20 protein-coding genes are annotated in these 19,981 nt (G+C 41.1%); 8 read left to right on the top strand and 12 right to left on the bottom strand.

Annotated features, from left to right (window positions below; all coding sequences use genetic code 11):
- Positions 1-56 precede the first annotated feature (56 nt).
- Entirely contained in the window at positions 57-1,613 is a 1,557-nt protein-coding gene (locus tag ACK4HU_RS00825; RefSeq protein ID WP_409802899.1) for a hypothetical protein, read from the bottom strand.
- A 136-nt stretch (positions 1,614-1,749) separates the two neighbouring features.
- Here ACK4HU_RS00825 and ACK4HU_RS00820 point away from each other — a divergent pair, with 136 nt between their 5' ends.
- Positions 1,750-2,355, top strand: a complete 606-nt coding sequence (locus ACK4HU_RS00820) for a hypothetical protein (protein WP_409802898.1) — start codon at positions 1,750-1,752, stop codon at positions 2,353-2,355.
- Positions 2,356-2,361: 6 nt separating this feature from the next.
- On the opposite strand, the gene ACK4HU_RS00815 is transcribed toward ACK4HU_RS00820, so the two are convergent.
- From ACK4HU_RS00815 to ACK4HU_RS00790, 6 genes are all read right to left on the bottom strand, one after another.
- Positions 2,362-3,066: a TrmH family RNA methyltransferase gene (locus ACK4HU_RS00815; protein ID WP_409802896.1), complete on the bottom strand. Its 705-nt coding sequence runs from the start codon at positions 3,064-3,066 to the stop codon at positions 2,362-2,364.
- A gap of 19 nt (positions 3,067-3,085) precedes the next feature.
- Positions 3,086-5,713, bottom strand: a complete 2,628-nt coding sequence (locus ACK4HU_RS00810) for a DNA gyrase/topoisomerase IV subunit A (RefSeq protein ID WP_409802895.1) — start codon at positions 5,711-5,713, stop codon at positions 3,086-3,088.
- Positions 5,714-5,968 carry a hypothetical protein gene (locus ACK4HU_RS00805; RefSeq protein WP_409802893.1) on the bottom strand — a complete coding sequence of 85 codons (255 nt, stop codon included), beginning with the start codon at positions 5,966-5,968 and terminating at the stop codon, positions 5,714-5,716. It lies immediately after the preceding gene.
- Between the two features lie 54 nt (positions 5,969-6,022).
- Positions 6,023-6,652, bottom strand: coding sequence for a SatD family protein (locus tag ACK4HU_RS00800; protein ID WP_409802891.1), 630 nt, complete (start codon positions 6,650-6,652; stop codon positions 6,023-6,025).
- An 88-nt stretch (positions 6,653-6,740) separates the two neighbouring features.
- Positions 6,741-8,636 (bottom strand): DNA topoisomerase IV subunit B, encoded by a 1,896-nt coding sequence (locus ACK4HU_RS00795; RefSeq protein WP_409802890.1) that lies wholly within the window; start codon positions 8,634-8,636, stop codon positions 6,741-6,743.
- 9 nt (positions 8,637-8,645) lie between these two features.
- On the bottom strand, positions 8,646-9,140 hold the full coding sequence (locus ACK4HU_RS00790; protein WP_409802888.1) for a DNA topoisomerase IV: 495 nt from the start codon (positions 9,138-9,140) through the stop codon (positions 8,646-8,648).
- 405 nt (positions 9,141-9,545) lie between these two features.
- On the opposite strand from ACK4HU_RS00790, the gene ACK4HU_RS00785 reads away from it, so the two are divergent.
- Complete coding sequence (locus ACK4HU_RS00785; RefSeq protein WP_409802886.1) at positions 9,546-9,932, top strand: hypothetical protein; 387 nt, start codon at positions 9,546-9,548, stop codon at positions 9,930-9,932.
- Here the strand turns inward: ACK4HU_RS00785 and ACK4HU_RS00780 are convergent.
- A complete protein-coding gene (locus tag ACK4HU_RS00780) occupies positions 9,913-10,845 on the bottom strand; it encodes an ROK family protein (RefSeq protein WP_409802885.1) in 933 nt (310 codons plus the stop codon). The genes ACK4HU_RS00785 and ACK4HU_RS00780 overlap by 20 nt on opposite strands.
- Positions 10,846-10,995: 150 nt before the next feature.
- On the opposite strand from ACK4HU_RS00780, the gene ACK4HU_RS00775 reads away from it, so the two are divergent.
- Entirely contained in the window at positions 10,996-11,355 is a 360-nt protein-coding gene (locus tag ACK4HU_RS00775; RefSeq protein WP_409802883.1) for an arsenate reductase family protein, read from the top strand.
- Here ACK4HU_RS00775 and ACK4HU_RS00770 read toward each other — a convergent pair.
- A complete protein-coding gene (locus ACK4HU_RS00770; RefSeq protein ID WP_409802882.1) occupies positions 11,352-12,185 on the bottom strand; it encodes a S1 RNA-binding domain-containing protein in 834 nt (277 codons plus the stop codon). The two genes, ACK4HU_RS00775 and ACK4HU_RS00770, sit on opposite strands and share 4 nt — an antisense overlap.
- A 180-nt stretch (positions 12,186-12,365) precedes the next feature.
- Between ACK4HU_RS00770 and ACK4HU_RS00765 the strand changes: the two genes are divergently transcribed.
- Complete coding sequence (locus ACK4HU_RS00765) at positions 12,366-13,253, top strand: 3-hydroxybutyryl-CoA dehydrogenase (protein ID WP_409802880.1); 888 nt, start codon at positions 12,366-12,368, stop codon at positions 13,251-13,253.
- Positions 13,254-13,274: 21 nt separating this feature from the next.
- Positions 13,275-13,892, top strand: a complete 618-nt coding sequence (locus tag ACK4HU_RS00760) for a deoxynucleoside kinase (protein WP_409802879.1) — start codon at positions 13,275-13,277, stop codon at positions 13,890-13,892.
- 104 nt (positions 13,893-13,996) lie between these two features.
- Here ACK4HU_RS00760 and ACK4HU_RS00755 read toward each other — a convergent pair whose 3' ends face one another.
- From ACK4HU_RS00755 to ACK4HU_RS00745, 3 genes are read right to left on the bottom strand one after another with little or no spacing between them, the layout of a single operon-like run.
- Positions 13,997-14,641: a hypothetical protein gene (locus ACK4HU_RS00755; RefSeq protein ID WP_409802878.1), complete on the bottom strand. Its 645-nt coding sequence runs from the start codon at positions 14,639-14,641 to the stop codon at positions 13,997-13,999.
- A gap of 3 nt (positions 14,642-14,644) precedes the next feature.
- Entirely contained in the window at positions 14,645-15,103 is a 459-nt protein-coding gene (locus tag ACK4HU_RS00750) for a DUF2452 domain-containing protein (protein WP_409802876.1), read from the bottom strand.
- A complete protein-coding gene (locus ACK4HU_RS00745) occupies positions 15,100-15,258 on the bottom strand; it encodes a hypothetical protein (protein WP_409802875.1) in 159 nt (52 codons plus the stop codon). Before ACK4HU_RS00745 ends, ACK4HU_RS00750 begins: the two co-directional genes overlap by 4 nt.
- 170 nt (positions 15,259-15,428) lie before the next feature.
- Here ACK4HU_RS00745 and ACK4HU_RS00740 point away from each other — a divergent pair, with 170 nt between their 5' ends.
- The 3 genes from ACK4HU_RS00740 to ggt are packed head-to-tail and all read left to right on the top strand — an operon-like array spanning position 15,429 to position 19,877.
- Positions 15,429-15,764, top strand: coding sequence for an Hpt domain-containing protein (locus ACK4HU_RS00740; RefSeq protein ID WP_409802873.1), 336 nt, complete (start codon positions 15,429-15,431; stop codon positions 15,762-15,764).
- Positions 15,765-15,792: 28 nt separating this feature from the next.
- Positions 15,793-18,177, top strand: coding sequence for a prolyl oligopeptidase family serine peptidase (locus ACK4HU_RS00735; RefSeq protein WP_409802872.1), 2,385 nt, complete (start codon positions 15,793-15,795; stop codon positions 18,175-18,177).
- The gene (gene ggt / locus ACK4HU_RS00730; RefSeq protein WP_409802870.1) at positions 18,177-19,877 is read left to right on the top strand and encodes a gamma-glutamyltransferase; all 1,701 of its coding nucleotides are present in this window, start codon (positions 18,177-18,179) and stop codon (positions 19,875-19,877) included. The genes ACK4HU_RS00735 and ggt overlap by 1 nt, the downstream gene beginning before the upstream one ends.
- Positions 19,878-19,981: the final 104 nt, after the last annotated feature.

The raw sequence follows: 19,981 nt of genomic DNA, 5'->3' as shown, positions 1-19,981 counted from the left end.
GACTCCGCTCAGGCTGACACCATCGGTCCTTTTGAGACAGCCTCTTTTGTTTTCATTTAGTCCAGCTCTTTGAGAATTTTTAAAATCTCTGAATGAATTTTCGGGGCAGTTTCCGGTCCTAGCGAATTGATTTCACCATAAGGCCTGCTTTTGTAATCATAGGTAAATGGAGGCTCAGCATCCCACTGACTTTTAGGAACGATATAGCCAATCATGTCATTGGATAATCCTCCGAGAAACTTAAACCTTCCTGGTATCTGAGTTTGCAAAGCAGGAACTTCCACCGGTTCTATCCCAAAGTCAGCACCCGATGGCGATTCTACCCCACCATGAAGAATTTCAGGATATAACTCACCTGGCACATGCACGAAAGTGGCTGGTCCTAAAGTCCAAGCAGAAACTTCTGATCGAATATATTTCCAAGAAGTAAATCCTCGATCAAAAACCCCTAGAAATGCTGCAAGGTGAAATAGCCCATTATCCATCTTCAATTCAATGGATTTTGCACGAACAGAAAGATTGACCTCAGCCTCAGGCTTCCAGGTCGTATCATTCAGAGTTTCCAAAGTGATTTTTGCTAATTCTTTTCCTTGCGCTCGCATCTTTTCAGGGCTTTGCCTTTCAAATGCTTGTCCCGAATAGGGATCCGATACAGACATTTCTGGATGAGTAGTCATCAATCCGCCTATTGCACCATTTAGAAAAATAGCCACACCCCCTACTCCTTCTATTACCATTGAATCACCATCGGAAATTCCGTTTTCAACCATATTTCTCCAAGGATCCGGAAAATCAGAACTAATCTGAATATTGTCTGACCAGAGCGTTTCGGGATGATTTCCCCAATTCATCAATGTCCCGAGAGTTACACCTGTTTCCGCATCCAATACTTGCATTAACCTCAATGATGCATCAAATACCATCGGTGGACGTGTGTCGCCGACGAGCGGTTTAAGTTTTTCCGGTTCTTCTGCAAAACGAAATACAGCCGGGCGAAGTGATTTCGATGCTTCATTTACAGCGTATCGAATTCCTTCTTGAACTTGATTCAAGTAATCTAGATTAACACCCCGAGCATAATCAGATGGCCCCCACTGTCCGATTAAATCCGGTGAAGAATGAACATGGGTGCTGGCGATGATCACGTAATCCAGCTCAGGATTTTTCTCTGTAATTAGTTTTCGAGTGGCTATAACCTCATCATTTCCAAAACCAATCATATCAATCACACAAAGGGCGATTTTCACGTCTCCGGCATCAAATACCACAGCTCTTGCCCACAGTGGATCCAATACTCCCTGTGCAGGTCTGGAATTATGGAAGCCCGCCAACCAAATTGCATCAAACTTTCCATTGCCGTTTGCATCGACATAGGTATCCCCATCCTCAGGATTGTACCTAGAATCACCATTGGCATCGGTCCAAGTTTCAAAGCCTTGTGGTGTGATGTCCACTTTGGCAAATCCTGCAAGAATGACATTCTGAGATGATTTCAAATTAATATCAATGACATAACCTGGATGACGGTCTCGGAATTGGTGGAGGGAATAGAGCCATGTCCCAAGGATTAGAGCTGCTAGTACAATCAAAATTCCAAACAATAACTTTTTCATAAACAGGTCTTTGATGTGGTTTTCTTCTCGATACAAAATCCTTGATTTATTTAAAAAAAACTAATCCAATCCCCATTTTGATAAAATTCAATTCTGGAACAGATATTGACTATCAGGTATATAAATCAACTAGTTTATGTTGCAGCCTCAGAAATTATATTTATTGATCTTATTCATATTTATTTCAATCACTTCCTCACTGGCACAACGCTACGGAACTGCTGCAGGAATTCGATTTGGAAATTCTGAGTTTAATAGAACTATTGGATTAAGCCTTCAGCAGCGAGTTCTTGAAAGAGTAACATTGGAAGCAATTTTACAATCTGACTTTAGTAGGAATACAAATTTCTCACTTTTGGCGGAGCGGCACCGTCCGATTATTTCCAAGCGGTTTAATTACTATTATGGAGGGGGTATCAATTTCGGACGTGAGGAAAGCTTTAAAAAAAATGAGGATACCAGACAAATTGATCACACTTTTGGAAATTCCACAGTTGGAGTGGACTTGATTGGAGGACTTGAGTTTACTGTGGCCAATACCGTACTTTCAATAGATTACAAGCCAAATATCAATCTGGCTGGAAGATCCGAGTTCTATCGTGGTCAAGTTGGCATTTCAGCCCGGACAGTTTTGGTAAAAAGTAAAGAACAAAAGAAAAAACAAAGACAACGACAGAAAGCCAAAAAATCATCACAAAAGCAGCCCGTAAAACCATTTTCTGAACTATTTAAGAAGAGGTAATTGATGTTATTGAGGACGATTTTTTAAAAATACTTTTTCATGTATGTCTGAATTCTTGACTATTGCGCGATACCATTTCATCCGAAGTAAGTTTTTTTCAGATTCAGAAAGATAAAAATTAGGCAAGTTCAAGCGTTCCGCTTTCTCCACCAAATCGTAGAGAAAAATGGAAGCAGCAACTGAAATATTGAAGCTGTCAGTAAACCCCAGCATTGGAATATAAACCAAGCCATCCGATTTTCTCTTTACTTCTTTAGAAATCCCTTCGTGCTCATTTCCAAAGACCAAAGCTAATTTTTCTGTGGGTTGAAGATCATAAATGGAAATAGAAGTAGGTGCAGGACTAGTTCCATAAATTTTGTACCCTTTTTCCCGAAGGGAAGCAAAACAAGTATCAACTGAATTGGTACCATGTGAATAATACTTGTGCAAGTCCACCCACTGCGAAGCTCCTCTAGTCACAAAGGGATTCACCTTGTATTGATCAGTTTTCTCAATAATGTGAATATCCTGAAGCCCAAAACAATCACAAGTCCGGATGACCGCACTAGCATTATGCGGCTTGAAAATATCTTCTAAAACAACAGTCAAATGCCTCGTTCGCTTGGATAGCGCCTTTTCTATTGCTGCCTTCTTGTGACCGGTAATAAATTGACCTAAGTATTCCCGAAGATCCTGATCAAATTCTATATCGTTAATCGATCCTTGCATTTTTTAATAAATGGAGCCCTTAGAATAGATCAAGTTGATCGTCATCTTCTTTTTTTGGTGTCAGGTCTATTGTACTTCCGATTTCCAATTCCTGAGATGAATCAGAAACTTCATCTTCGACAACTTCTCCATCTTCTGCAGATTCGGCATCAGGTTTTTCAGTGTGAATAAGTGTTATTTCTTTTACTAAATAGGTGCTGAGCTTATTTCCGATTGCCTTCCAGCCCTTTACATCGATCAACATATCCAAGTCGTACTCCATGATTTCTTCTTCTTTGCCCTTAGTCAAAGTAACCGAAACTTGAGGTTGACTCGAAGTCGAAACCACCTTGAGGTAAGATTGCTTATGGTCTGTGATAAAGTTGAATCGCTTGTTGATGGTTGTAGTTTCGATCAGGAATCTTTTGACAAAAAAGGTCTTGGTTCCCCCATCGAAGTAAATAGCGGAGATCACTTTTTTGATGTCAAACTTCTCAATTAGGATCACATCCTTAGGCTCATATCGATTGGTCAACTCAAAGCTTGTGAGTTCGTAATCACCATTTCTATAGCATACAAGGATTTTATCATCGCCCAAGAAATTGCCGATTAACTTCCCTCTTTGGTCGGTATTCAATCTTCCGACTACCGCGTCGTAGAAAATATTGATTCCTCCCAAAGTGGACTTTCCTTCCATTTTGAGTTGAATTTTTCGAATAGGATATCTAGTCAAAATATTACCGCCAGCTCCTCTGCCTTTGATTTCGATCTCCGCAAAGTCAAAGTCAAATACTTTCACTCTAGCTTTGGCGCCTTGAGTTAGGTAAACCGTCACGAGCTCAGCCTCTCCATTGGGATTGGCAGTAAGGTACAGGACTTTCGTGCCTTTGGTACCTTTGGTAAGATCGTACTCTTTATCACGCGTGATGCCTCCGATTTGAAAACGCTTGATCATCGCTCGACCGGAACCTCCATCGAGGTAGATTAAATTGTAGGTCATGCGATCATCATTCTTTCGGAAAACGCCCACGTACAGAATGTCCTTGCCCATGAAGCCCTTCTCTTGGATTTTTGACACCATGAATTTTCCATCTCGACGAAGTACAATCACATCATCCAAATCAGAACAGTCGCAAATGAATTCGTCCTTTTTGAGCCCGTATCCGACAAAACCGTCAACTCTATTGACATAAAGTTTGGCATTGTTGGCAGCTACGACTGTGGCTTCGATTGTATCCAAAGCTCGAATTTCAGTTTTTCGCTCACGCCCTTTTCCATATTTATCCAGGAGATTCTGGTAATACTTAATGGAGTATTCTGTCAGATGCTTTAGGTTGTAATTGACCTCCTTCAGCTCTTCCTGCAGGCGTTTCATCAATTCATCCGCCTTGAATGCATCGAATTTTGAGATTCGCTTGATTTTTATTTCTGTTAGACGGACGAGATCATCCTGCGTGATTTCTCTGTAAAAGTCCGGTTTGTAAGGATCCAAACCTTTATCAATAGCAACTAAAACAGCATCCCAAGTAGTACATTCCTCAATGTCTCGATAGATTCTGTTTTCGATGAATATCTTTTCCAAGGAAGAGAATAGCAATCGCTCCATCAATTCGGCACGACGAATTTCCAATTCCCGCTTGAGAAGTTCTTTCGTTTGCTGAGTATTATATTCCAAGATTTGGTTGACTGTCAGGAAAACAGGCTTATCAGCAATGATGACACAAGCGTTGGGAGAAATTGAAATCTCACAATCTGTGAAAGCATAAAGCGCATCAATCGTCACATCCGGAGAAACGCCAGGTGCCAATTGAATCTGAATCTCAACGTCTTTAGCTGTGTTGTCTACGACTTTCTTAATCTTGATTTTGCCTTTGTCATTGGCTTTCAAAATCGATTCAATCAAAGAATCAGTGGTGGTTCCGTAGGGAATTTCTTTGATTAATAGTGTTTTACTGTCCTCCTCTTCGATTCGAGCACGAACCTTAACTTTTCCTCCTCGGTGACCCTCATTGTATTCTGAGAAATCTGCCAAACCTCCCGTTAAGAAATCAGGAAGCACATTGGATCTGTTCCCTTTCAATATTTCAATTGAGGCCTCAATCAGTTCAATGAAATTATGAGGAAGAATTTTGGTGGAAAGTCCAACAGCAATACCTTCTACACCCTGAGCCAGAAGCAATGGAAACTTGACAGGAAGGGTAGTTGGTTCCCGTTTTCTTCCATCATAAGAAAGCTGCCATTCTGTAGTCTGTGGATTAAATACTACATCGAGTGCAAACTTGGAAAGTCTCGCCTCTATGTATCGTGCTGCAGCAGCACCGTCACCTGTACGGATATCTCCCCAGTTACCTTGAGTTTCGATCAGCAGATCTTTTTGTCCGAGGTTTACCATTGCATCACCGATGGATTGATCTCCATGTGGGTGATATTGCATGGATTGACCGATGATATTGGCGACCTTGTTGAATCGACCATCATCCATCTCCTTCATGGCATGCAGAATTCTCCGCTGCACAGGTTTCAAACCATCCTCAATCGCAGGAACTGCCCGCTCAAGGATTACATAGGAAGCATAATCCAGAAACCATTCCTTGTACATGCCGGTGATTGGCACGGAAGTGTGCAGACTTTCATCTCCACCTTCAGCTGTAATATTTTCGTCACTCATTTATACTATCCAATTTTGATAAATGTAAGTAGTCACTAGGACCATACTTACCGAAATCATATTTCCGATCAGGAAATAATCATTTGAAACTTTATTGTCCTCCGCTTTAATTCTAGTTCCGATTTTCAATGCTCCGAATAAGGTCAAGCCATGATATACTTGGGTCAAAATGCAGAGGTAAAGAAATACTCTCTCGATGATCCCATTCCACATCGGACGAGTTGATCCATATTCTCCCAAATAATGCTTTCTCACGCTTCGAAACACAAAATATGCTATCAATTCTGAACCCAAATAGAATAAAGAATACTAATCGATATCGGCATAAATTAATCTAGTCAGTTTTTTACGTTTTCGGTAAGATTCAAATCCTAATGACCTGAACCTACGCCAAATCAGCGAAACATCCTTATTTAAAACTTCTGCAACTTTTTTATAATCACGATAGTGAAAATAGCCACTGATTATCTGTCGATCCTTCCACTTCCACTCTTCCTGCATTTCAAGAAAGATATTCATCGCGAGAGCCATCTGTGATTTCTTTTCTATGATTCCTGAAATCATCATTCTGTCCACTTCTTGCTTCATTTCTACCAGCGCTTCTCTCACTTCTGAAAGTCCCGGTCCAAGCATGCCATAGGCTATTTTGGGATTTATTGGAGTGGAAATCTCCCCTAAACCGAGGCTGTAGCGTATCAGAATCTCAACATCCAGCTCCCAACGATACTCTTCCAAAGCGATCACCACCTCGGCGGCTTCTTTGGCCGACGTGACTACCCCCTGAAATTCATCCCCGAGTGTGATCGTCAAAGGCGATTCAAAGCTGGTAGAATAATCCTTATTGACTTTTTCAATCAACTTGGCAAAATTCTGCTGGAGCAAAGTCTGATCTCCTTCTCTGCTACCAATGATATCACCCATTAATATCCAACTAGCCATAGCTCTAATTTTTGCATATTTTATACAAATATATCATTTTTTGTAAATATTATGCAAATAATAGATTTTTTGCATTATTTATGCAAATTTAAGCAACCTCAACTTCTTCCACTTCGGATTTACTTGGATCGTCCAATGCCAGATCTTTTTCGATTTTCAGATTATCAATAATGAAAATTTGCCGATCGGGAGTATTCTTACCCATGTAGAAAGTGAGCAAGTCTACAATCTTGGTTTCTTTATTCAAAATAATCGGATCCAAGCGAATATTCTCACCAATGAATGTCCCGAATTCCTCAGGAGAAATCTCTCCTAAACCCTTGAATCGAGTGATTTCAGGCTTACTTCCCAGTTTATGAATCGCCCGCTGCCGCTCCTCATCTGAGTAGCAATAGATCGTTTCTTTCTTATTTCGCACTCTGAAAAGTGGTGTGTCCAGAATAAACAAATGCCCATTTTTCACCAAATCAGGAAAAAACTGTAAGAAATAAGTCATGATCAGCAATCGAATATGCATCCCATCCACATCGGCATCAGTAGCAATGACGATCTTTCGATAGCGAAGATTTTCGATCCCATCTTCAATATTCAGTGCGTGCTGAAGCAAATTGAATTCTTCATTTTCATACACCACTTTTTTGGTCATCCCAAAGCAGTTCAGAGGTTTACCTCTGAGGGAAAACACCGCCTGAGTTTGTACATCACGGGATTTGGTAATGGATCCTGAGGCTGAATCACCCTCTGTGATAAACAGCATCGAGTTGTTTTTCACATCCTCATTTGCCTTGGGATCATCGTAGTGGACTCGGCAATCTCTCAGCTTCTTGTTATGAAGATTGGCTTTTTTGGCGCGTTCGTTTGCCAGTTTTTTGATTCCGGAGATTTCCTTGCGCTCACGCTCGGATTGCAAAATTCGCTTCAGAAGTGCGTCTGCTACACTAGGATTTTTGTGCAGGTAATTGTCAAGTTCCGTTTTGATGAAGTCATTGACAAATGTCCGAAGAGTCGGTCCATCAGGACCGATACTCTGCGAACCTAGTTTGGTCTTAGTCTGAGATTCAAAAACAGGTTCCTGAACACGAACTGCAATCGCCGCAACGACAGATTGTCTTATGTCTGAAGAATCGTAATCTTTCTTATAAAATTCCCGAATAGTCTTGACAATCGCTTCGCGAAAAGCAGCCAAGTGTGTGCCTCCTTGCGTGGTATATTGCCCATTGACGAAAGAATAATATTCTTCTCCGTAAGACCCCGAGTGAGTAATCGCAACCTCGATATCATTCCCTTTGAGATGAATAATTGGATATCGAATGCTTTCTTCGTCTACTTTATTGGAAAGTAAATCATAAAGTCCTCGATCGGAAAAAAACTTTTTCCCGTTGAAATTAATCGTTAGGCCCGCATTCAGATAGGCATAATTCCATATTTGATTTTCAAGGTACTCCGGGATGAAGTGGTAATTCTTGAAAATTGAAGCATCCGGAGAGAAAATAACTTTGGTGCCATTTCTATCATTAGAAGGACCAATCGGAGGATCATTGACCAGAATTCCTCTTTCAAACTCAGCCATCTTAGTCTGTCCATCTCGGAAAGACTGAACTCGGAAAAAATCTGCGAGCGCATTAACCGCTTTGGTACCTACCCCATTTAAGCCTACAGATTTCTGAAAAGCCCCAGAATCGTATTTTCCACCTGTGTTGATCTTAGAAACACAATCGATTACTTTTCCCAAAGGAATCCCACGACCATAATCCCTTATTTCAACTTTATGTTCGGAAATTTTCACATCAATGGTTCTCCCATTTCCCATCATATGCTCATCGATGGAGTTATCGAGGATTTCCTTTACCAACACATATATCCCATCATCCTGAGCACTTCCATCTCCCAATTTGCCGATATACATCCCGGGACGGAGACGAATGTGTTCCCGCCAATCCAAGGATTTGATACTGTCTTCTGTATATTTTACTGGTTCTGCCATAATTCCTAATTATACACCTTTTTGAACCTGCTTGAATTTTCCAATGAGCAGCACAAATAATCCAATCACCCAAACTACCAAAAATGCAGGCATCAGGTAAAAGAAAAAAGTAAATTGACTGGTTGCGATTTCTTCTTGATTGTTAATAGAGTGAACAAAGAACACCAAAAGGGCTAAACTCATATTGAGGACACCTCCAAAAGAATAAAACCAGGTTAGAAAATAGTCTCTGAAAGGATCACCGATAGGGAAAATCCGGTGAAGTTTTTTATTTGATTTTGTTTCCAAAGACTTGGGCGGATAAAGGATTACCGCATTGAAAATTACAAATGCAGCGACCATACTATAGAAGAAGGTCCCTTTTTCCCAATTTCTATTTATTGAACCACTTTCATCGATACTTAATCCAACTCGCTCAGGTAGTGCTGAATAGAAGTACAATAAAAAGAACAAAAAAAGCATTATACTGAGAAAGTAGAAAGCTTTTCCAAATCTGTAATACATAAGTTTGAGTGATTGAATGCGCTAATATAACCGATTTGGGTAAACCGTATGGGCTTAAAATGTGTTCAAAATTCGTTAATTCCGACAAATAGGTTCAGGGATTTTCCAATGTAGTGTAATTCAATGATCTGTCGAAAAAATGATGTTTGTTTGTCCGAACCGACACCCGTGGCAAACTTTCATTTTGGTTACACCCGACTTCCCTCTATGGCAGAAAAGCTGCTCAGTGTCCGTTAGATTTGTTTTTAAGGGAGGGAATGAAAATCCGGTGGCCGAGCTAAGTCGAGGTCATTTTTATCAACTGGAAAGAAAGCGGATATATGAATTTCCAAAAATAATTTCCACCAGATCTTTTACAAAAGCTTCGATATTTGCCACCATCTTTACATCACAATTCCACATACAATGCAAAAACTGACTTTCCTGTCCGCAATTCTACTTTCGTTAACAATATTCTCATGCAGCGGTCCTTTGGATGCAGGAAATGTGAATCTAGAAAACTGGAAATCTGACAGGTACGGTTGCAAAGGGCTCAGGATGCAAGAGCTTGAGGCGTTTCAAGCGGTAAAAAACACATTTTTAGGAGCTGATAATCAAGCCTTGATCAAGACCTTTGGCAGGCCGGATCGTGTGGAGTTGGTCGATAAAAGCCAAAGTTTTTTCTTCTACTTCATCGAGCCAAGCGGAAATTGCGAAGGTGTAGAAAAAGAAAAAGAACCCTTGAGAGTTCTTTTTCGAATGAATGCAATTAGCAAAGTATCTGAGGTAAATGTTACAACCCTGAACCCATAAAACAAAGGGCAGCTGCTCCAAGGGTGCCCGCGTTATTTTCAAGCGTAGCCTTTTTAAGCTTCAGATCTTTCACATAATAGGGAGTCAAAAACTTTCTGGTGTTGTATTCGATAGTGGGCATCATAAATTCCAATCCAGCTGATATTCCACCGCCGAAATAAACATCAGTGACATCCAGAATTCTCACCGTAGAGACAATAGATTCACTTAGAATTTGCGCCACCTCTTTGAATACCATCAGCGAAACTTCATTTCCGGTTATGGCAGTGTCTACAAGTAAGTGTGTACCCAGCTCTTTTCCTATTAGTTCTCCAGCTTTCTCAGGATAAGCTGCGATAAGATTATCCATAATGCGAAGAATTCCGTTTCTGCCTACCAAAGTTTCTAAACCGGCATTTCCTCTGGAGAGCATGTGACCCATTTCGAGTGCATTTCCTCTGGACCCTTTGAATACCTGACCCTCTAAAACCAAAGCACTTCCTATGCCCGTACCCATGGTGATAAAAAGGAAATTCTCAGCCACATCGCCTTTGCCATAGTAAAATTCACCTATAGCTGCTGCAGCAGCATCATTTTCCATGTAAAAATCATGCTTTGGATATTTCTTCAGCAATCCAGCTTTCAATGGAAACCCATTCAAATCCGGAATTGCCGGAATCTCAAGTGGTGTGGTTCTGTCTTTTGAAATCATGCCTGGCAGGCCGATTCCCACTTTTTCTACTTCAGGGTATTTTTTTAAATATTTTCCCAAACCATCTATGAAGCACTTTCCAAAGCCATCAGGATGATCTCTATAAGGAGTTGTATCCTCTTTTTGGAATTCAATCATATTGCCTTCCTTGTCTACCAATCCGATTTTCAGGTGGGTGCCTCCGACATCTACACCAAGAAAAAGAGAATCATGCTTGCTCATAGTTTATTTATAGGTTTGATTGTTAAAAAAGCAAAAGAAACGGTTTACTTCCTATAATCTTTACTGATCTCATAAAAAATTTTACAAATAATTGAATTTCAATTGATTGTATTTTTCACTATCTTATTGCAAGCTTAAACCCAAAAAACTATGAAACTTCATCCATCGGAACTTTATTTCTATCACAGTTCTTCGCAAACTGTGGATAAGCAAACTAAGGCTTACGCAAAATCCTTGGCCAAATTCGTTAATGAGATTGATGTGATGAAAGAGAAAATCACATCTACTCAGTGGGATCAAATTCTCAATCTGCTCCGCTTGAGACCAAAGGATATTTTAAACCGTGCCCATCCAGACTATCAACATCATATTGCTGGCAAAGACTGGGATGAGGAAGGTTGGCTAAATATTTTATCCAATTTTCCACACCTGATCAAAGCCCCAATTGCTATTTACAAAAACAAGGCAATTCTGTGCAATACGCCAAGTGATATTCTCAAGTTGGATTAATCCCGATTGACTGAGATACCTTCCGGGCTGATGACGATTTGCCTGGCTTTAAACAACTGTCCGATGCATTGCTTGAAATGCTTTTTGGACATACCGAGTATTGATTGAATTTCCTCAGGGTCAGATTTGTCATGTAAGGGCAAGAATCCTTTCTCTTCCAATATGGCGAGGATTTTTTCTGATCCCTCATCGTATTTCACTCGTCCAACAGGCAATACCTGAAGGTCCAACTTCCCGTCATCACGACGTTTTTTTACCCAAAGTTTCCTTCTTGAACCAATCTCCAAAGGCTGAAAAACTTCATTTGCGAAGATTAATCCCTCGTAGCGGTCTTCCAATAAGACTTTATACCCAAGATCTGTCTTTTCAAAAATCAATCCCTCGACTTCCGTTCCCGGTTGGTAGTCAGCCGGTGCTGGAGAAATAAAATCCCGGTATTTACTCACTCCAATCAAGCGAGTACTTTTGAAATCAACACAAACTCGAATCAGGTATTTCTGACCGACCTCCATGTTTTTGGCTATTTCCGAGTTGGGAACAAAAAGATCCTTGGGCAATCCCCAATCCATAAAAGCTCCAAATTTAGTGACTTCCTTAGCCTCCAATACGGCAAAATCATCTAGAATTGCAAGTGGCTTTTGAGTCACAGCCACCGGTCTGTCCTCACTGTCCGTATAAACGAATACTTCCACTGCATCCCCTTCTTTCTCCTCACCTTTGAGGTATCCCTTAGGAAGAAGCACTTCTCCCCCATCACTCAAAGCTAAATAAGCCCCAAAGTCAGTGAATCGATTAATTGACAGTTTGCTGATTAGACCAAGTTCCTTCATTTTTCAAAGTTAGGGATTAATCCTGTCGACACATCGCTTTTCTCCGACAAACAAAGTCGGGAAAGGACAGGTTTGAATTGGAAATGGGATGGCTTAGACTTAGTTTTGGGCTGTTCAAAAATGGCTTTTCTGCCAATAAAAACCCAAATCATAACGTTTTACTCTCGAAATCAAAGTTTTATGAAATCTATCTCAGTCATCGGTTCCGGAACCATGGGAAATGGAATTGCTCACGTCTTTGCCCAGCATGGATATCAAGTTTCACTTGTGGATATCAAGTCAGAATTTTTGGAAAAGGCCTTAGCCACGATTTCAAAGAATATGGATCGGCAGGTGACTAAAGGAATGATTTCCCAGGAAGAAAAAGATGCGTCACTAGCTCGGATTTCTACTTTTACCAGTTTGGAAGAAGGGGTGAAAAATGCAGATTTGGTAGTTGAGGCAGCCACCGAAAATATGGCATTGAAGCTGGATATTTTTCGTCAACTTGACCAATTTGCACCAACGAAAGCTATCCTTTCTTCAAATACTTCTTCAATTTCCATCACCAAAATTGCAGCCGCCACCCAACGCCCTTCTCAAGTGATCGGAATGCACTTTATGAATCCTGTGCCTGTTATGAAATTGGTCGAGGTGATTCGAGGTTATGCCACTTCGGATGAAGTAACCAAAACCGTAATGACACTCTCCCGAGACCTTTCCAAAGATCCCGTAGAAGTCAACGACTATCCTGGATTTGTAGCCAACAGGATTTTGATGCCGATGATCAACGAAGCGATTTATACCCTTTTTGAAGGAGTTGCGGGAGTTTCAGAAATCGACACAGTGATGAAACTTGGGATGGCACATCCAATGGGCCCACTTCAACTGGCGGATTTTATCGGATTGGACGTTTGCTTATCCATTTTAAGAGTCCTTCATGAGGGATTTGGAAATCCGAAATATGCGCCTTGCCCACTTTTGGTAAATATGGTCGAAGCCGGCTACAAAGGAGTTAAGACCGGAGAAGGTTTTTATCAATATACTCCCGGCAGTAAAGAATTAGTAGTAGCTCCGAGATTTTCTTAATTAAGTATTTCAAAAATAATCATGCATTTAGCAGTATCAGGAAATATCGGGAGCGGTAAAACTACGCTTACTGAAAAGCTCGCCAAACATTACGGCTGGAGGGCTGAATTTGAAGCGGTGGATCAAAATCCCTACTTACCGGATTTTTATGAGGACATGAAGCGGTGGGCATTTCATCTTCAAGTCTATTTTCTGAATTCGAGATACAATCAAATCCGAAAAATTCAAGAAAGTCCTATCTCCACAATTCAGGATCGGACAATTTATGAGGACGCCTACATTTTTGCAGCCAATTTGTATAAAAGCAAACTCATGACAGAGCGGGATTATTACAATTACAGGAGTTTATTTGATTCCATGATTACTCATGTAAAAGCTCCTGATCTACTGATCTACCTCAAAGCAGATATTCCCAAATTGGTCGGTCAAATCGAAAAGCGAGGACGCAGTTATGAAACAGCCATGCGGATCGATTATCTCAAAAATCTGAATTCTCACTACGAGGATTGGATTGGCGGATACAAAGAAGGAAAACTTCTCATCGTAGATGTCAATGATCTGGATTTTGTCGAGCGTCCGGAGGATTTCTCCTTTATAGTTGAAAAAATCGAACGTGAAATGTTCGGGCTGTTTGCCTGATTTCTCTGCATTCTTTCTAGCCTGGCTTGTTCTCCTCTGACTTCTTGAATCTCGCCTCTTGCTTCAAGCCTTGATACTTATGTCTAATATCTTGATACTATCCTTCAACCCACTTTCCGCATTAACCAATTATATAGCATTGTTCGCTGTTCTTCTTTTGGATTCACTAGCAGTTGATCCAATCGCTTCAAAGAACCGCCCGTCATGATTGTTTCGTAGGGGGAAAGACGGATCAATTTGTAGCCATGAAGACGGGTTTGAAGGTCATACTGCGCATCGTTATATGCTACCAATTTCCAACCTGAAGACCCGTTTCCGCTGAAATCACCTGAATCCTCAGCTTGCCCGAAGACGTTTTTAGCAACTGGAGGGCCATTCCAGATCCGCTGTTGGAGGCCTGCTTTCAAACACTCTTTTTCAAAAGTCCGAGAAAGTCTTCGATGGCTTTCAGAAAAAGGAAATGTCCACTCGGTGTACATTTCAGACCTAAATGTCGTAAGACGATAGCGGTTGAAATGCAACTCATCGTCCCATAGGATTAAGTGTCTGCCGATTTTGAAATCAAACTTTAACTTTTCCAACAAAGGAAAAGATCTCATACCACCCAGATCTTCAAAAATTTCTTTCAGCCAGATTTTTCCCTTTGCATCAAGAAATTTTGGGTTTACCTCCAACTCAAATTGCCAATCATAATCAGCACCGCCTTCTTTCAATATTAAATCAAGTTGGCGTGTCATCAGATGATCCATGGCTTAGCTATTTTCTCGGAGAATGTCCCATGTGTGGTCAGCAAGCAGTTTTACCTCTGCGATAAAGGTTGCCCAATCCTTTTTTCTTCCCCACTCCTCCGGAGCGATCATACTCATGAAGTCTGTTCCATCACCTTTTTGATACAAAAAATAACGATGATTGATCAAAGGTTCAAAAGCGATGGAAGCTTGATAAATACGCTCTGAAACCTCAATTCTGGATTGAATTTTCTTTGCCTGATCAGCCAACAGCCGCATCTGATCATAAATTTGCGCCATTTGCATGTCAGTCTGACTGTGCATCGCTGCTACAGCTCGGCCTGTAATTTTACCTTTATCTTCCGGTTTGATGATTGCACTGCCGGAGTGATGGGCATAAGGCAGCATTCCCGGGTTATCGGTAGTTTTTTCTTTCATCCGGTCCAGATCGATCCGGTCAACATCTATTTTTTTACCTGTCATTTTTTTTCTGTTTCTACCTCGGTCGAGATTCGCTCCTTCAGGTTTCCCTTGGAGCCCGGAAAAGTTGTTCGCTGTGAAATGTCATAACCAATCCATAGCATAATCAGCATGAATATTACAGCCAAAACAAGGAAGATTTTTTTATTCCTACTCATCGATTTTACAAAGCTCTAAAACGAAGACAAAATTAAGACTCAGATGTTTTAAACAGTCCAAAATTAAAACTGATTAAAAGGAAATAAGGCTTTTTGAAAAATGTTTTTAAATTTAAGGACCAAGTCGCTAAATAAGTTTTTTATCAGTTCACACCCTTTTTCACCCGCATATGTACCAAATCATCAGTGAGCAGTCCATTTATCAGTATTTTGGGGATGATGACCCGGATATGCTTCGAGAAATGATCCAAATAATTTTGGATACTAATATCAAAGATTTAAAGGAATTGAGTTCGTTTTATATTGATGGGGATTTTAGTACCATCAAAAAAAGATGTCACAAAGCCAAACCAAGTATGAGTTACATTGGTGCAATCAAAACCAGAAAAACACTGGAGGAAATTGAGGCTAATTTGGAGAATTCTTCTTCCCTTAATGATTCCCTTCAGGAGCAACTTCGGCTCATCGAGTCCGAATTGAAGATTTTCGTTTCGGCAATTAATTAACGTTCAAATTTTATTTACCCGCCCCATTATGCAGAGAAAACTCTTTCTCCTGGCCTTTCTTTTCTTATATCTAACCGAATCATTTGCACAGAGTACCCTCTCAGTAGATTACATCATGCGGGATCCAAAATGGTTGGGCACCTTTCCTTCTTCCCCCTTTTGGAGTGAGGATGGTAATCAGCTGTACTTCAAATACAATCTGGAAAAAGATCCCGCAGACTCACTCTATAAAATCGATTTGAACAGGCCTACCCAAATCTCTAAGGTGCATTGGCCTGAAGAAAAAGCTCTGAGTAAACCCGTGTCGGTTTTCAACTCAGATCAGCGCTTGAGAATCTACCGAAAGGACAATTCTATAATCCTTGAAGAACAAAAAAAGAAGACATCATCAACTCTGCTGGAATGGACAGAGCCCATTTCCAACCTTCAATTTCTTGCTAACGAGAATAGAATTTCTTTCAATTCCGGAGGGAATATCTACGTCTATGATCGCTCCACAAAAGCTGTAACCAAAATCACAAGTATATCAAATGGATCAAAACCCGCTGCACCGGCGGCAACTACAGGAGAAAGTGCAGAATCAAAACGGGGATTTTTAGAAGCCGAAAACCTTGAATTGCTAAACGTAGTGCGGGAGCGAAAAGAAGCACAGGAAAAATCCAGAGCTTACCGCACGGCTATTAGGGAGGCATCAATCAGCAAATTCGTCTATTATACCCAAGGCAAAAACCTATCAAACCTTCAACTTTCACCGGATGAAAAGTTTGCAACCTTTTCGATTTTCACGCCAGCTGCTAACAAAAATACCGCAGTTCCCAACTATGTCGATGCTTCAGGATACACTGAGAATCTGAGTTCCAGATCAAAAGTTGGGACGAAACCCGCTAAAGTTGAAATCGGAATTTATGATCTGACTAGGGATACGGTTTATTTCGTGACTACATCCAGTTTACCTGGAATCAAAGATCTACCTGATTTTACCAGCGATTATCCTGAAAAAAAATGGGAAGAAAAAGAGCGAGACATCACCCTTTCAGGACCGGTGTTTTCTCCGGATGGAAAAAGAGCAATCATCCAAGTCCGCGCTTTTGATAACAAGGATCGCTGGATCACTGAAGTAAATCTGACGACAGGCGAACTCAAAATTTTGGATCGGCAGCGGGATGAGGCTTGGATCGGAGGCCCTGGTGTTGGTGGTGGTTTTGGTGGTGGAGTTTTGGGTTGGCTACCGGATAATCAGCACATCTATTTTCAATCCGAAGAAAGCGGCTATTCTCATATGTACCTTCTTAATGTTCCATCAGGAGCAAAAAAAGCCCTTACCAGTGGTAAATTCGAGGTCTTTGACCCCTTTCTATCAAAGGATAAAAAATATTGGTATCTGACTACTTCCGAAGTAGATCCAGGAGAAAGACATTTCTATCGGATGCCTGTAATGGGCGGAAAAATTGAAAAACTTACCACCATGATGGGTAATAATAGTGTCGTTCTTTCCCCGGATGAAAAGAAGCTGGCAATTATTTATTCCTACAGCAATATACCTGCTGAGCTTTATGTTCAGGATAATAAGGTCGGGTCAAAACCTCAAAAACTGACCTCCGGTCAAAGCGAAGAATTCAAGGCGTACAATTGGAGAGATCCTCAGATTGTTCGCTTTGCAGCACAGGACGGAGCGCAGGTACCGGCTAGGCTTTATTTGCCGGAAGCATCAAAGAAAAATGGTGCAGCAGTGATATTTGTCCATGGTGCCGGCTACCTGCAAAATGCCCACAAATGGTGGAGCACCTATTTCCGAGAGTATATGTTTCATAACCTGCTGACGGACTTGGGTTATACAGTTTTAGATATGGATTATCGGGCTTCCGCGGGATATGGTCGGGATTGGAGAACAGGAATTTACCGACACATGGGTGGAAAAGACCTGTCTGACCACGTAGATGGTGTAAAATATCTGGTAGAGCATCACGGCGTGAATTCCCAAAGTATCGGTATTTATGGCGGAAGCTATGGAGGGTTTATCACTTTGATGGCGCTTTTCAATCATCCTGATGTGTTCAAATCCGGTGCAGCCCTACGATCTGTGACAGATTGGGCGCATTATAATCACGGCTACACAGCCAATATCCTGAATACCCCTGAAGAAGATCCTATCGCCTACCGCCGCTCCTCCCCGATCTATTTTGCCGAAGGCCTGCAAGGAAATCTCCTGATCGCACATGGCATGGTCGATACCAATGTTCATTTTCAGGATGTAGTTAGATTATCTCAGCGCTTGATAGAACTTGGCAAAGATAATTGGGAAATGGCCCTTTATCCGGTGGAAGATCACGGATTCATTGAGCCTAGCTCTTGGGCTGATGAATACAAGAGAATATTGAAGTTATTCAACACAACCCTATTAGAAAGTAAATAATGCGGAGCATCACGACTTTCATCATTTTAATCTGTTTCCTTCTGTTTTTTTCCTGCGGAAAAAAGGAAAATGAAGCTTTCCGAAAACAAGGCTTGATCGCTGATAAAGCGATGGTGGTCACAGCACGGGAAGAAGCTTCAAAGATAGGTTTGGAAATTCTCCTAAAAGGAGGAAATGCCTTTGATGCTATGATGGCCACAGAGATGGCTTTGGCCGTAACTTTCCCTTTTGCAGGCAATCTTGGAGGCGGTGGTTTTATGGTTTATCGAATGGCAGACGGTTCAGTTGGATCGATTGACTATCGCGAAAAAGCTCCATTGGCTGCATCTAAAGACATGTTTTTGGATGAAAATGGAGAGTTTCTATCCAATCTAAGCACTCAAGGAGCTTTGGCTTCGGGAGTTCCCGGAACCATCGCAGGAATCTTTGAAGCGCAGGCGAAATTTGGGAAACTCGATCCATCTGATATCCTTCAGCCTGTAATTGATTTGGCTAAAAACGGGTTTGTTATTACGCCAAGACAAGCAGAAAGACTTCAGCGAGCGCGACAGGTTTTCATCGAAGTCAATGGAACCGACACCTTTTTTGGTCAAAAAATCAATGCAGGAGATACTTTAAGAATTCCAGTTTTGGCGACAACTCTAGAACGGATCGCCAAGAATGGTCGTGATGAATTCTACAAAGGAGAAACTGCGAAAATTCTAGCCAAACATATCCAAGATAAAGGCGGGATAATATCGGGGGAGGATCTTGCTTCTTATGAAGCAAAGTGGAGAGATCCCTTGGTGTTCCCTTATCGTGATTTGAAAATAATTTCCATGGCTCCACCAAGTTCTGGAGGAGTGACTCTGGCCCAGATTTTTGGAATGATTGAGCCGCATGATTTAAAAAATTTCGGACATCATTCACCAGAATACATTCAGGTTTTGGTGGAAGCCGAGCGAAGAGCTTATGCTGACCGTAATTACTATTTGGGCGATCCTGATTTTTCAGAAATACCTGTTTATCAATTAATTGATTCAGATTACCTCAAGTCAAGAATGGAGTCTTTCAGCTTTGCGCAAGCAACAAAATCTGAAGATATCGCTAGGGGTGAAATTGCATTTTCAGAAAGTATGGAGACCACTCATTATTCCATAGTGGATGCAGAAGGGAATGCGGTTTCAGTGACTACTACCTTGAATGGCGGCTATGGCTCTAAGGTTTACATTGATGAATTAGGCTTTTTCATGAACAATGAAATGGACGATTTCAGTGCAAAAGTTGGAGTGCCTAATATGTTTGGGCTGATCGGTGCCGAGGCAAATAGCATAGCTCCCGGCAAGCGAATGCTCAGTTCCATGACTCCTACCATTGTAGAAAAAGACGGCAAGCTTTGGATGGTGGTAGGAACTCCAGGTGGATCGACCATCATTACCTCGGTCCTTCAGACGATTCTCCATGTCGCTGAATTTGGAATGGGAATGCAAGAAGCTGTAGAATATCCCCGTTTTCATCACCAATGGCTACCTGATTTGGTAAATTTTGAGCCTGATTCATTTGACTCGGTTTTGATCGCAATCCTCAAATCTCGAGGATACATCATCAATGAAAATAACAGCCCCATCATTGGAAAAGTAGATGCAATCTTGATTTTACCAAATGGCAAACTCGAAGGGGGCGCCGATCCGAGAGGAGATGATAAAGCTGTGGGGTATTGAGAAGTTTGTGAATTAAGAAGTAAAAGGAAAATTGTAAGTGGTAAATAGTGAGAAGTAAGTGGTCAGTAGGCAGTCGCAGTTGGCAGCGAGTCAAAGTCTTATTT

The organism is Algoriphagus sp., assembly GCF_046296635.1.
Lineage (GTDB): Bacteria > Bacteroidota > Bacteroidia > Cytophagales > Cyclobacteriaceae > Algoriphagus.
This window is presented reverse-complemented; position numbering and strand designations above follow the sequence as displayed.